Origin of the sequence: Pseudomonas sp. SDI, from assembly GCF_003105155.1 — a bacterium.
In the GTDB taxonomy this organism is placed as follows: domain Bacteria; phylum Pseudomonadota; class Gammaproteobacteria; order Pseudomonadales; family Pseudomonadaceae; genus Aquipseudomonas.
In genome coordinates, this window is record NZ_QETK01000019.1 from 1 (window position 1) to 11,951 (window position 11,951).

The 11,951-nt window shown below is 62.9% G+C and carries 11 protein-coding genes; 2 read left to right on the forward strand and 9 right to left on the reverse strand.

What is annotated here, in order from left to right:
• Positions 1 to 55: 55 nt before the first annotated feature.
• The 7 genes from DCO48_RS13960 to DCO48_RS13990 all read right to left on the reverse strand — a co-directional run bounded on the left by DCO48_RS13960 (position 56) and on the right by DCO48_RS13990 (position 9,420).
• The gene (locus DCO48_RS13960; RefSeq protein WP_116551199.1) at positions 56 to 964 is read right to left on the reverse strand and encodes a response regulator; all 909 of its coding nucleotides are present in this window, start codon (positions 962 to 964) and stop codon (positions 56 to 58) included.
• A 72-nt stretch (positions 965 to 1,036) separates the two neighbouring features.
• Positions 1,037 to 1,795: a phosphate signaling complex protein PhoU gene (gene phoU / locus DCO48_RS13965; RefSeq protein ID WP_116551200.1), complete on the reverse strand. Its 759-nt coding sequence runs from the start codon at positions 1,793 to 1,795 to the stop codon at positions 1,037 to 1,039.
• 130 nt (positions 1,796 to 1,925) lie between these two features.
• The gene (gene pstB, locus DCO48_RS13970; RefSeq protein WP_105641050.1) at positions 1,926 to 2,759 is read right to left on the reverse strand and encodes a phosphate ABC transporter ATP-binding protein PstB; all 834 of its coding nucleotides are present in this window, start codon (positions 2,757 to 2,759) and stop codon (positions 1,926 to 1,928) included.
• A gap of 96 nt (positions 2,760 to 2,855) precedes the next feature.
• Entirely contained in the window at positions 2,856 to 4,472 is a 1,617-nt protein-coding gene (gene pstA, locus DCO48_RS13975; protein ID WP_177410616.1) for a phosphate ABC transporter permease PstA, read from the reverse strand.
• Between the two features lie 71 nt (positions 4,473 to 4,543).
• Positions 4,544 to 6,832 (reverse strand): ABC transporter permease subunit, encoded by a 2,289-nt coding sequence (locus DCO48_RS13980; RefSeq protein WP_116551202.1) that lies wholly within the window; start codon positions 6,830 to 6,832, stop codon positions 4,544 to 4,546.
• A 139-nt stretch (positions 6,833 to 6,971) separates the two neighbouring features.
• Positions 6,972 to 7,970, reverse strand: coding sequence for a phosphate ABC transporter substrate-binding protein PstS (locus DCO48_RS13985; protein WP_116551203.1), 999 nt, complete (start codon positions 7,968 to 7,970; stop codon positions 6,972 to 6,974).
• Between the two features lie 160 nt (positions 7,971 to 8,130).
• Positions 8,131 to 9,420, reverse strand: a complete 1,290-nt coding sequence (locus tag DCO48_RS13990; RefSeq protein ID WP_116551204.1) for an MFS transporter — start codon at positions 9,418 to 9,420, stop codon at positions 8,131 to 8,133.
• 228 nt (positions 9,421 to 9,648) lie between these two features.
• Here DCO48_RS13990 and DCO48_RS13995 point away from each other — a divergent pair, with 228 nt between their 5' ends.
• The gene (locus tag DCO48_RS13995; protein WP_116551205.1) at positions 9,649 to 10,050 is read left to right on the forward strand and encodes an acyl-CoA thioesterase; all 402 of its coding nucleotides are present in this window, start codon (positions 9,649 to 9,651) and stop codon (positions 10,048 to 10,050) included.
• A 70-nt stretch (positions 10,051 to 10,120) separates the two neighbouring features.
• Positions 10,121 to 11,017, forward strand: coding sequence for a D-hexose-6-phosphate mutarotase (locus tag DCO48_RS14000; RefSeq protein WP_116551206.1), 897 nt, complete (start codon positions 10,121 to 10,123; stop codon positions 11,015 to 11,017).
• A 25-nt stretch (positions 11,018 to 11,042) separates the two neighbouring features.
• On the opposite strand, the gene DCO48_RS14005 is transcribed toward DCO48_RS14000, so the two are convergent.
• Positions 11,043 to 11,576 (reverse strand): DUF3299 domain-containing protein, encoded by a 534-nt coding sequence (locus DCO48_RS14005; RefSeq protein WP_165840774.1) that lies wholly within the window; start codon positions 11,574 to 11,576, stop codon positions 11,043 to 11,045.
• 50 nt (positions 11,577 to 11,626) lie between these two features.
• On the reverse strand, positions 11,627 to 11,872 hold the full coding sequence (locus DCO48_RS14010; protein WP_116551208.1) for a GlsB/YeaQ/YmgE family stress response membrane protein: 246 nt from the start codon (positions 11,870 to 11,872) through the stop codon (positions 11,627 to 11,629).
• Positions 11,873 to 11,951: the final 79 nt, after the last annotated feature.

Consider the following 11,951-nt stretch of genomic DNA (forward strand, 5'->3'; position numbering starts at 1 on the left):
CCGCTCCCACAGTTGCAGCTCTGTGGGAGCGGGCTCGTCCCGCGATAGGGCCCGATCAGGCGCCCGGGATGAAGTGCTTCTGCGCCGTCCCGCGGGCAATCAGCCGCGACAGGTAATCGAGCTTCTGCGCATCCTGGTCGACAAAGCGGAAGGTCAGTTGCAGCCAATCGCTGTCCGGCTTCGGCTCCAGCGCCGCGACCGCGTGCAGGTAGCCGTTGAGCCGCGCCACCTCGGCGTTCTCGCCCTGCTCCAGGTCGAGCACCGCGCCCTCCAGCACCTGCGGCAGCGCTTCGCTGCGGCGCACCACCAGCAACGCTTCCTTCAGGCTCAGCGCCTTGATCACGCACGGCTGGGTACCGCTCGACAGGCGTAACTGGCCCTGACCACGCCCGGTCGGGGCCGCTGGCTTGGCTGCACCCGGTTGCGGGGCATTGATCAACGGCTTGGCCGCGGCCACTGGCGCGGATGCCGGCGCCGTCGGCTTGGCCGCCTCGGCCTTGCCACCAGTCAACGCAGCCAGCGAATCATTGGCGAACGCCGAGTTCTGCCGCACCGGCCCACCGGCCATCAAGGCATCCAGCTTGCCGACCTTGGCCAGCGCTTTCTTCACCTTGGTCAGCAACTGCTCGTTGGTGAACGGCTTGCCAACGAAGTCGGAAACCCCGGCCTGAATCGCCTGGACCACGTTCTCTTTGTCGCCCCGGCTGGTCACCATGATGAACGGCACGCTCTTCATGGTTTCGTGCTGACGGCACCAGGTCAGCAGCTCAAGCCCGGACATCTCCGGCATCTCCCAGTCGCACAGCACCAGGTCGAAACGCTCACGCTCCATCAAGGCCTGGGCCTTGCGGCCGTTTACCGCGTCTTCGATGACCACACCGGGGAAATTGTTGCGCAGACACTTCTTCACCAGGTCACGGATGAACGGCGCGTCATCCACAACCAGCACACTGACTTTACTCATCCCCACTCCTTCCAGTTCCCGGCTAAAACGAAAACGCCCGGCCAAGGCCGGGCGTTCATTCTCGGGGCAGACTTATTTATCGTCAGATTTGCCCGAAACATTAGCCTTTTCGCCGCTACCCTCGACCTCTTCCTTCATCCGTGCCAGCCCCAGGTGGCGTACGTCGGTCCCGCGCACCAGGTAAATCACCAGCTCGGAAATGTTCCGCGCGTGGTCGCCGATCCGCTCCAGCGAGCGCAGCGCCCAGATCACGCTCAACACCCGCGAGATAGAGCGCGGGTCTTCCATCATGTAGGTCACCAGCTCGCGCAGTGCGGTTTTGTACTCGCGATCGATGGTCTTGTCGTACTGCGCCACCGACAGGGCCAGCTCGGCGTCGAAACGGGCAAACGCGTCCAGCGCATCGCGGACCATGTTGCGCACCTGGTCGCCGATGTGTCGCACTTCGACGTAACCGCGTGGCGACTCGCCCTCTTCGCACAGCTGGATGGCCCGACGGGCGATCTTGGTCGATTCGTCGCCGATGCGTTCGAGGTCGATTACCGACTTGGAGATGCTGATGATCAGCCGCAGGTCGGATGCCGCCGGCTGACGCCGGGCGAGGATGCGCACGCACTCCTCGTCGATGTTGCGTTCCATCTGGTTGATCTGCTCGTCGACTTCACGCACCTGCTGGGCCAGGCCCGAGTCGGCCTCGATCAGCGCGGTAACCGCGTCGTTGACCTGCTTCTCGACCAGCCCGCCCATGGCCAGGAGGTGGCTGCGCACTTCCTCGAGCTCGGCGTTGAACTGCTGGGAGATGTGATGGGTGAGGCTGTCTTTGTCGATCATGCGTTCGCTCCGCGAGGCTGCGCTCAAGCTTCAAGCTATAAGCTGCAAGCTTCAAGTTATCCGTGTTGTTCCAGGCTCCGCCTTCTTGCCGCTTATAGCTTGCAGCTTGAAGCTGTCGCGCAACGCGCGACTAGCCGTAGCGACCGGTAATGTAGTCTTCGGTCTGCTTCTTCGCCGGGTTGGTGAACAGGGTATCGGTATCACCGAATTCGACCAGCTTACCCATGTACATGAACGCGGTGTAATCCGACACCCGCGCGGCCTGCTGCATGTTGTGGGTGACGATGACGATGGTGTACTTGGATTTCAGTTCGTAGATCAGCTCTTCGACTTTCAGCGTCGAGATCGGATCGAGTGCCGAGCACGGCTCGTCGAGCAGCAGCACTTCCGGCTCCACGGCGATGGTCCGGGCAATCACCAGACGCTGCTGCTGACCACCGGACAGGCCCAGTGCCGACTCGTGCAGGCGGTCCTTGACCTCGTCCCACAGCGCCGCGCCTTTCAACGCCCACTCAACCGCTTCGTCGAGCACGCGCTTCTTGTTGATGCCCTGGATCCGCAGGCCATAGACCACGTTCTCGTAGATGGTCTTGGGGAACGGGTTGGGCTTCTGGAACACCATGCCGACGCGCCGACGCAGCTCGGCGACGTCCTCGCCCTTGCGGTAGATGTTGTTGCCGTAGAGGTTGATCGCACCCTCCACGCGGCAGCCGTCGACCAGGTCGTTCATGCGGTTGAAGGTCCGCAGCAGGGTCGACTTACCGCAGCCGGACGGGCCGATGAAGGCCGTCACGCGCTGTTTCGGAATGTTCATGCTGACGTCGAACAGGGCTTGCTTGTCGCCGTAGTAGAGGCTCAGGCCCGGTACTTCGATGGCCACGGTTTCTTCGGCCAGACGCAGGCTCTGTTTGTCGCGACCCAGGGCCGACATATCGATGCCGTGGGCGTGGGATTCATGCTGCATGGTTAGACTCCTTTGTAGCCGCAAGCGGCAAGCTACAAGCTGCAAGTTGGGTAAGCGGCCGCTAGCTTGTAGCTTGCCGCTTGTGGCTTAAGTTCTTTAACTGTCCAGCGCCTTGTACTTCTCGCGCAGGTGGTTTCGAATCCATACCGCCGACAGGTTGAGCGTGGCGATCACCAGCACCAGCAGCAGCGCGGTGGCGTACACCAGCGGCCGCGCGGCCTCGACGTTCGGGCTCTGGAAGCCGACGTCGTAGATGTGGAAGCCCAGGTGCATGATCTTCTGGTCCAGGTGCAGGTACGGGTAGTTGCCGTCCACCGGCAGCGACGGCGCCAGTTTCACCACACCCACCAGCATCAGCGGCGCCACTTCACCGGCGGCACGGGCCACGGCGAGGATCATGCCGGTCATCATGGCCGGGCTGGCCATCGGCAGGACGATCTTCCACAGCGTCTCGGCCTTGGTTGCACCCAGTGCCAGCGAGCCTTCGCGCACGGTCCGCGGGATCCGCGCCAGGCCTTCCTCGGTGGCGACGATCACCACCGGCACCGCCAGCAACGCCAGGGTCAGCGAGGCCCAGAGCAGGCCCGGGGTACCCAGGGTCGGCGCCGGCAGCGCTTCGGGGAAGAACAGCCGGTCGAGCGAGCCGCCCAGTACATAGACGAAGAAGCCCAGGCCGAATACCCCGTACACAATCGCCGGTACGCCGGCCAGGTTGTTCACCGCGATGCGGATCAACCGGGTCACCGGGCCCTGGCGGGCGTATTCACGCAGGTACACTGCCGCCAGCACGCCGAACGGGGTGACGATCACGGCCATGATCAGGGTCATCATCACGGTACCGAAGATCGCCGGGAAGATCCCGCCCTCGGTGTTCGCTTCACGCGGGTCGTCGCTGAGGAATTCCCAGACCTTGGCGAAGTACACGCCCATCTTGGTCATGAAGCCCATGCCGTTCGGCTGGTAGGCATGCACCACCTTGCTCAGGGCGATCTCGACTTCCCGACCGTTGCCGTCGCGGGCGACCAGGGCGTCACGGCCGAGGTCTTGATGCAGGCTACCGAGACGTTCCTCAATGGCCTTGTAGCGGTTGTTCAGCTCGGCACGCTCGGCATCCATGTCGGCCTGCGCGGCAGCATCGAGCTTGCCGTCCAGCTCCAGCTTGCGCGCATGCAGGCGCAGACGCTCAAGGCCGTAGTTGATCGCACCGATGTCTTTCTTCTCGAGCCTGGCCAGCTCGCCAACCAGTTGATCGGCACGCTTGAGGCGCGCTTGCAGCTCGCCCCAGGCCGCCTGCCCTTCGGCGACGACCTTGCCGTTTTCCTTCACGCTGACCAGGTAGCCATAGAAGTTGCCCCACTCGCGGCGCTCCAGGGCGATCAGCTCGGCCGGGGTCTGCTGGTCGGTCAGCCACTCGCCGACCACCCAGGTGAAGTCGCTGCCGTTCAGGTCGCGGTTACCAACCTTGATCAGCTCGCGGGTCATGAACTCCGGGCCTTCGTCCGGCACCGGCAGGCCGGCACCTTTCAAGCGCACGCGGGGTACTTCTTCCTTTTGCACCAGTTCGCCGATGACGATGTGGCTGGGCTGGCCAGGCACGTTGTAGCTGGCTTGCAGCAGGTCGGCCGGCCAGAAGTGGCCGAGGCCGCGCACGGCGATCACTGCCAGCAGACCGATGGTCATGATGACGGCGATGGCCACGGCGCCGCCGCTCATCCAGACGCCGGGGGCGCCGCTCTTGAACCAGCCTTTGAGGGAATCCTTTTTCACGGATCTCTACCTTTCTATCAAAGCGACGAGTATTTCTTGCGCAGACGCTGGCGAATCAGCTCGGCCAAGGTGTTCATCACGAAGGTGAACATCAGCAGCACCAACGCGGCGAGGAACAGCACGCGGTAATGGCTGCCACCAACTTCCGACTCGGGCATTTCTACCGCGACGTTGGCAGCCAGGGTGCGCATGCCTTCGAACAGGTTCATTTCCATCACCGGGGTGTTACCGGTAGCCATCAGCACGATCATGGTTTCACCCACGGCGCGGCCCATACCGATCATCAGCGCCGAGAAGATCCCCGGGCTGGCGGTCAGGATGACCACGCGGGTCAGGGTCTGCCATGGCGTTGCCCCGAGTGCCAGAGAGCCCAGGGTCAGGCTGCGCGGCACGCTGAACACGGCGTCTTCGGCGATCGAGTAGATGTTCGGGATCACCGCGAAGCCCATGGCGATACCGACCACCATGGCGTTGCGCTGGTCGTAGGTGATGCCCAGGTCGTTGGTGATCCACAGGCGCATGTCGCCGCCGAAGAACCAGGTTTCCAGGAACGGGCTCATGTACAGGGCGAACCAGCCAGTGAAGAGGATCACCGGAATCAGGATCGCGCTCTCCCAGCCATCCGGTACACGCAAGCGGATCGACTCTGGCAGGCGGCTCCAGAGGAAGCCCGAGACCAGGATGCCGATCGGCAGCATGACGAACAGGCTGAACACCCCCGGCAGGTGACCTTCCAGGTACGGCGCGAGGAACAGGCCGGCGAAGAAGCCGAGGATCACCGTCGGCATCGCTTCCATCAATTCGATCACCGGCTTGACCTTGCGGCGCATGCCCGGGGCCATGAAGTAGGCGGTGTAGATGGCCGCGGCAATCGCCAGCGGCGCGGCCAGGATCATCGCGTAGAACGCGGCCTTGAGCGTACCGAAGGTCAGCGGCGACAGGCTCAGCTTGGGTTCGAAGTCGGTGTTCGAGGCGGTCGACTGCCAAACGTACTTGGGCTCGTCGTAGTTCTCGTACCAGACCTTGCTCCACAACGCGCTCCAGGACACTTCCGGGTGCGGGTTCTTCAGGCTCAGCGGCAGTAGTTGGTTACCTGCTTCGATGAACAGACGGTTGGCCCGTGGCGACAGGGCCAGGGTGCCCGCGCCTTCGGCGACCTGCTCCACCAGCAGGGTACGGTGCGCGGTGCTGTGGAACACCCCGAGCTTGCCGCTGGCGTCGAGGGCCACAAAGCCCTTGCGGCGCTCCTCGGCGTCGATCTGGACGATTGGCGCGGTGCCCATCTGGAAGTCGCGGATCCGCGACAGACGCTGCTCGCCATCCTTGTCGCGGGCCATGAACCATTGTGCCAGGCCACCTTTGGAGTCGCCGACGATCAGCGAGATGCCGCCTACCAGCTGGCCGCTGGCGGTGACTTCGGCATTGCCGTCTTCAAGCAGCTTGTAGCGACCGTTGAGGCTCTTGTCGCGCAGGCTGAACACATCCGCCTGGGCCCGACCGTTGAGCACATACAACCACTGCTGGCGGGGGTCGATGTAGATCGCCTTGACCACCTCGGTCATCTGCGGCAGGTCGATACGGCTCTGCTCGCTGGTGACTTCGCCGGTCATCATGTTTTCTTCGCGGCTCAGTTGCACCACTTGCAGGTGGGCACCAGTGGAGCCAGCAACCACCAGGGTGTCGCCGTTGACGTTGAGGCTGACGTGCTCCAGCGCACGGCCTTCGTCGTCCAGGGTGAAGGCGTCCTGGCCATACGGATAGTCGATGGCCGGGCTGATGGTCTTCTTGTTGTCCGGGTAGGTGATCTTGTAGCTGTGGCTGAACACCAGCGCCTTACCGTTGGACAGGCCCAGTACCACCAGCGGGTTGCCCGGCTGATCGGCACCGATCGAGGCGACCTGGGTGCCAGCCGGCACCGGCAGCTCGACGCGCGCGAGCTCGGCACCCGTCTTGGTGTCGAAGAACAGCGCCTGGCCCTTGTCGGAAACGCGCATGCCGACCAGGTTCTGCTCTTCCAGGGCGATCATCAGCGGCTTGCCGGCGTCCTGTTGCAGCCAGGTCGGCTCCAGCGCCTTCTTGGTGGTCAGGGTAGCGCCCTGGAACAGCGGCACGACCACATAGGCCAGGTAGAAGAAGATCAAGGTGATCGCCGCCAGCACGGCCAGCCCGCCCACCAGTACATACCAGCGGGTCAGGCGATCCTTGAGCGCACGCAGGCGACGCTTGCGTTGCAGTTCGGGCGTATTGAAATCAATCCGCACGGGGGGAGAATTTTGGGTCATGGTTGTGTTGGCCAGATCATTCATGCGCACACCCTAGCGGTCCCGTATGACAAAAACATGACAATGCAGTGACGCAAAAAAGCCCGCCGCTCAGGCATCCCTGGCAGCGGACTCGCAATGAGTGGTGCGGCGTCGGTCGTCGACTGTACCGCACCGGTCCTACTTAGTTCTTCGCAACGCCTTTGGTGTCGTTCAGACCCAGGTCAGCCAGGGTCTTGGCGGCCACTTTGGCTGGCAGCGGGATGTAACCGTCTTTCACCACAACTTGCTGGCCTGCTTGCGACAGCACCAGTTTGACGAACTCGGCTTCCAGCGGGGCCAGAGGCTTGTTCGGCGCCTTGTTGACGTAGACGTAGAGGAAACGCGACAGCGGGTAGGTACCGTTCAGGGCGTTGGTTTCGTTGTCTTCAACGAACTCGCCACCGTCTTTCTTGGCCAAGGCCACGGTTTTTACGCTGGCCGTCTTGTAGCCGATACCCGAGTAACCGATGCCGTTCAGCGAGCTGCTGATCGACTGCACGACCGAAGCCGAACCTGGTTGTTCGTTGACGTTAGGCTTGAAGTCGCCTTTGCACAGGGCTTCTTCCTTGAAGTAGCCGTAGGTGCCGGATACCGAGTTACGACCGAACAGCTGTACTGGCTTGTTGGCCAGATCGCCGGTCACACCCAGGTCGCCCCAGGTTTTCACATCGGCTTTGCCACCGCACAGGCGGGTAGAGGAGAAGATCGCATCGACCTGCGCCATGGTCAGCCCCTTGATCGGGTTGTCCTTGTGCACGAACACGGCCAGGGCGTCGACCGCTACCGGGATGGCGGTAGGCTTGTAGCCGTACTTCTGCTCGAAGGCCTGCAGCTCGACGTCCTTCATCTTGCGGCTCATCGGGCCCAGGTTGGCGGTGCCTTCAGTCAGCGCGGGTGGCGCGGTGGAGGAGCCGGCGGCCTGGATCTGGATGTTGACGTTCGGGTATTCCTTTTTGTAGGCCTCGGCCCACAGGGTCATCAGGTTGGCCAGGGTATCGGAACCGACGCTGGAGAGGTTGCCCGACACGCCGGTGGTTTTGACGTAGGTCGGAATAGCAGGGTCGACAGCGGCAACCGCATTAGCGGTGGCAACGCCAGCAGCGGCGAAAGTCAGGGCCGCCATCAAACGCTTCAGTTTCATGCCTTGCTCCTAGCAGGAATTGGGGTGAGATGGATCGGGCCCAAGTATCTGCAGGCCGTATGACCACTCTATGAAGCGAATGTGACAATTAGATGAAAGGCCATCACCTCAAACGGGTGATGGCCTTTTCAAAATGTTGCGAGGGCTGTGCTAGAGGGGTTCAGCGTTTGGTCGCGAGCAGATAAATGCCAACCAGCAGACCAATGGTGCAGATACCGGCCACATAGTAGGCCGGCCCCATCGGGCTGAACTTGAGCAGGTAGGTCACCACCATCGGGGTCAGGCCGCCGAAGATCGCGTAGGCCATGTTGTAGGAGAACGACAGGCCGCTGAAACGCACCACCGGTGGGAACGCCCGCACCATTACATAGGGCACGGCGCCGACAATGCCGACGCACAGGCCGGTCAGCGCGTACATCGGGAAGAGCCACTCGGGGTGGGTGGGCAGCGTATGGTAGAAGGTCCACGACGAAGCCAGCAGCGCCAGGCTGCCGACCACGAACACGCGGCCGGCGCCGAAGCGGTCGGCGAGCAGGCCGGCGCCGATGCAGCCCAGGCTGAGTAGGACGATGGCCAGGCTGTTGGCCTGCAGCGAAACGGTGGCCGGCACCTGGTAGATGGTCTGCAGCACGGTCGGGGTCATCAGGATGACCACGATGATCCCGGCCGAGAGCAGCCAGGTCAGCAGCATCGACAGCACAATGGCACCGCGGTGGTCGCGCAGCACCGCGCGCAGCGGCACTTCTTCGGCCAGCGCCTTGCGCTGTTGCAGTTCGGCAAACACCGGGGTTTCGTGCAGCCAGCGGCGCAGGTACACCGAGAACAGGCCAAAGACACCGCCGAGCAGGAACGGGATCCGCCAGGCGTAGTCGGCCACTTCGCTGCTGCTGTAGACAGTGTTGATCAGCGTGGCTACCAGCGAGCCGAGCAGAATCCCCGAGGTCAGCCCCGCGGTCAGCGTGCCGCAGGCATAGCCGGTGTTGCGCGCCGGCACGTGCTCGGAAACGAACACCCAGGCGCCCGGCACCTCACCGCCAATCGCCGCCCCCTGGATCACCCGCATCAGCAGCAACAGGATCGGCGCCCACATGCCGATCTGCGCATAGGTGGGCAGCAAACCCATGATCAGGGTGGGCACAGCCATCATGAAGATGCTCAGGGTGAACATCTTCTTGCGCCCCAGCAGGTCACCGAAGTGCGCCATGACGATGCCGCCCAGCGGCCGCGCCAGGTAGCCGGCGGCGAAAATCCCGAAGGTTTGCATCAGCCGCAGCCACTCGGGCATGTCGGCGGGGAAGAACAGCTTGCCGACCACGGCAGCGAAGAACACAAAAATGATGAAATCGTAGAACTCGAGTGCACCGCCAAGGGCAGAAAGCGACAGGGTCTTGTAGTCACTGCGAGTCAGCGGCCGCGATGGCTGCTCGATAGAGGTGGGCACGGAGGTCATCTACATCTCTCTTATTGGCAACGCACGCCGCAGCAGCGCTGGCTGCGGCCCGACAGAAGATCGAACGATAGCCAAATTGCCTGAAAAAGCACAGAGAAGTACACAAAGCGTGCAGATAATGGTGACTGCATGGTCGTCGCTGCCCGCGCGGCTCTATATACTGGGCCGCAGAAGCACATAGTTACGCCCTAACCAACGAAGCGTTACGGGTCAGAGGCACCCCCCGGCATGATTGAACTCGAACAAGAAGATCCTATCCCGCAAGGCGACCTGGCCTTGCAGATCACCGCCTTGCCGCGCGAAACCAACGGTTTCAACGATATCTATGGTGGCTGGCTGGTCGCCCAGATGGACCTGGCCGGCACGGCCATGGCCAGCCGCGTTGCCGGTGGCCGGGTGGCCACGGTGGCCATCGACCGCATGGCCTTCCTGGTGCCGGTGGCGGTAGGCGCGCAGTTGTCCTTCTATACCCAGACCCTGGAAATCGGCCGTAGCTCGATCCAGATGATGGTCGAGGTGTGGAGCGACGACCCGCTGTCCAGCGAATGGCGCAAGGTGACCGAAGCGGTATTCGTCTTCGTTGCCATCGACGGCAGCGGCCGCACCCGTTCGGTGCCACCTCGTCGCTGAGCGGGCGGCGCGCTAAACTCGACGGCCCGCGCAAGGTCCAAGGCCTGACGCAACCGAACGAGATAAGCGCATGTCCACACCCAAGGTCGCAGCCGAACGACACGGCGAACTCAATTGCTGGCGCATCACCAGCGCGGATGCCGAGCTGCTGGTCGCCCAGCAGGGCGCGCAGGTGCTCAGCTACCAGCGCATGGGCCAACCGCCACTGCTCTGGCTCAGCGATCAGGCCATTTTCAAACAAGGCAAATCGGTGCGTGCCGGGGTCCCGGTGTGCTGGCCGTGGTTCGGTCTCTTCACGCGCAACCCCGAGGCGGTGCAGGCCATGTATGCCGATGGCGACGGGCCGGCCCATGGCCTGGTGCGCGGGCGCGACTGGCAATTGCTGGGCATCGACAGCAACGACGGGCGCGTACTGATCGAATTCGGCCTGCCGGAAAGCCAGGGCAACCTACCGGGCTGGCCACACTCGGTCGAGCTGATCCTGAGCATCGAAATGACCGAGCAACTGAGCATTACCCTGACCAGCCGCAACCTCGGCAAGCAGCCAGTGACCATCAGCCAGGCGCTGCACAGCTATTTTGCCGTGAGCGATGTGCGTCAGGTGCAGGTGGAGGGCGTCGACGGCCTGACTTACATCGAGACGCTGGCTGACTGGGAGCAGCGCCAACAGCACGGCACGCTGACATTTGCCGGGGAAACCGACCGGATCTACCTGAATACACCGGCGCAGTTGAGCATTGTCGACCCGGCCTGGAAGCGGCGGATCGCGCTGACGGCCAGCGGCTCGCGCACCGCGGTGATCTGGAACCCGTGGACCGAACGCGCGGCAGAACTGCCGGACATGGCCGACGATGGCTGGCAGCGGATGCTGTGCATCGAGACGGCGAATGTGTGGGATGAGCTGCTGGAGCTGCAACCGGGAGCGCTGCATTCGATGGGGATCAGGATCGCCAGCGAAAGCCTGTAGACCGTCCCGCGATGCTTTTCAGCGGTTACAGATCCGCATCCACCACCACGCGCACGTTCGCTGCATCCAACGCATAAGCTGCATCGGCCAGGTCATTGCTGACCTTCTCCACCTTCAGCGTGCCGCTGACCCACAGCGGTGTGTAGATATCGTCGAGCTTCAAACCCTGCGGATAACGCACCAGCACCAGTTGGTTCGGCGGCGGTGGCGGCACGTGGATGCACGCGCCTGGGTACGGCACCAGGAAGAACAACGTGCTGTTGCCCTTGGCATCGGTTTCCAACGGCACCGGGTACCCCCCAAGGCGGATCTGCTTGCCGTTCATGGCCGCCACCGTCTTGTTTGAGTACATCACCGCCGGCAAGCCCTTGGCCTGCTTCATGCCACCCTTCTCGGTAAACACGCCCTGCGCTTCCGGCGAGTTGTGATCGATCTCCGGCATCGCTTCCAGGGCTTTCTGGTCCGACTTCGGCATCAGCGCCAGCCAGTCGGTTTCAGGCAGCTCGGCACGGGCCAGGCTGCTTACCAGCAACAGGGGAATCAGAAATAGCGCGCGCATGAAAAAGCTCGGCAACCGGTAGGAAAGTTGCCGAGCATTCTATCGCGCAATCAGCTTTTTTTGATGAAACCGTAGATCACCAGCAGAATCACCGCGCCCACCAGGGCGCCGAAGAACCCAGCCGCCTGACCAGCCTGGTAGATGCCCAGCGCCTGCCCGCCGTACGTCGCCGCCAACGACCCGGCAATCCCCAGCAGGATGGTCATGATCCAGCCCATGCTGTCGTCGCCGGGCTTCAGAAAGCGCGCCAGCAAGCCAACGATCAGGCCGATGAAGATGGTTCCGATGATACCCATGGCAGTCCCTCTGAAGTGAGTGCAATTGCCAAAGCCTAGTCAGCGCTTTGGCATCCTGCCATCAGAGGGACGCCGGGGC

Excerpts from the sequence above, each read along its gene's own strand:
- DCO48_RS14000 (WP_116551206.1), top strand. The coding sequence starts at position 10,121 with ATGTCCACACCCAAGGTCGCAGCCGAACGACACGGCGAACTCAATTGC.
- phoU (WP_116551200.1), bottom strand. The coding sequence starts at position 1,795 with ATGATCGACAAAGACAGCCTCACCCATCACATCTCCCAGCAGTTCAAC.
- DCO48_RS13985 (WP_116551203.1), bottom strand. The coding sequence starts at position 7,970 with ATGAAACTGAAGCGTTTGATGGCGGCCCTGACTTTCGCCGCTGCTGGC.
- DCO48_RS14005 (WP_165840774.1), bottom strand. The coding sequence starts at position 11,576 with ATGCGCGCGCTATTTCTGATTCCCCTGTTGCTGGTAAGCAGCCTGGCC.
- DCO48_RS13960 (WP_116551199.1), bottom strand. The coding sequence starts at position 964 with ATGAGTAAAGTCAGTGTGCTGGTTGTGGATGACGCGCCGTTCATCCGT.
- pstB (WP_105641050.1), bottom strand. The coding sequence starts at position 2,759 with ATGCAGCATGAATCCCACGCCCACGGCATCGATATGTCGGCCCTGGGT.
- DCO48_RS13990 (WP_116551204.1), bottom strand. The coding sequence starts at position 9,420 with ATGACCTCCGTGCCCACCTCTATCGAGCAGCCATCGCGGCCGCTGACT.
- DCO48_RS14010 (WP_116551208.1), bottom strand. The coding sequence starts at position 11,872 with ATGGGTATCATCGGAACCATCTTCATCGGCCTGATCGTTGGCTTGCTG.
- DCO48_RS13995 (WP_116551205.1), top strand. The coding sequence starts at position 9,649 with ATGATTGAACTCGAACAAGAAGATCCTATCCCGCAAGGCGACCTGGCC.
- pstA (WP_177410616.1), bottom strand. The coding sequence starts at position 4,472 with ATGAGCGGCGGCGCCGTGGCCATCGCCGTCATCATGACCATCGGTCTG.
- DCO48_RS13980 (WP_116551202.1), bottom strand. The coding sequence starts at position 6,832 with ATGAATGATCTGGCCAACACAACCATGACCCAAAATTCTCCCCCCGTG.